General features: G+C 66.9%; 1 protein-coding gene. It reads right to left on the reverse strand.

All coding sequences use genetic code 11. The features are described 5' to 3' along the window. Positions 1-393: DUF222 domain-containing protein (locus tag QSK05_RS36075; protein ID WP_285601913.1), on the reverse strand; the 393-nt coding region annotated here is incomplete at both ends.

The raw sequence follows: 393 nt of genomic DNA on the forward strand, positions 1-393 counted from the left end.
CGTCGGCTCGGCGTTCTTGGTGGCTGCGGGTGTCGGGGATGCCGGCTCGGCGGAGGGCGTCGCGGTAGCTGTCGGCCAGGGCGTCGAGCATGGAGTGGATGAGCATGGCTTTGTCGGCGCGTAGTTTAACGGTCAGTCCGCCCATGCCGTCGGCCAGGGGGTAGGCGTAGACGCAGCTTTCTTTGACTGCTTCTTCGTAGCGGTTGCGGGCGGCGTTGGGGTTGACTTTCTGGATCTCGCGTTGGGCGGCGTGAATGGCTTGGCGTTGGTTCTTGCCGGGTAGGTGCTGGGCCAGGGCTTTCTGGACGGCTTCCCAGGCGGGGCTGCCGGGGGTGAGGCGGTTGCGCATCTGGGTGTTGACCGAGACCGCGGCGCGCCAGTCGAAGGTGCCCT

The sequence above is a fragment of the Kineosporia sp. NBRC 101731 genome, assembly GCF_030269305.1.
GTDB lineage: Bacteria > Actinomycetota > Actinomycetes > Actinomycetales > Kineosporiaceae > Kineosporia.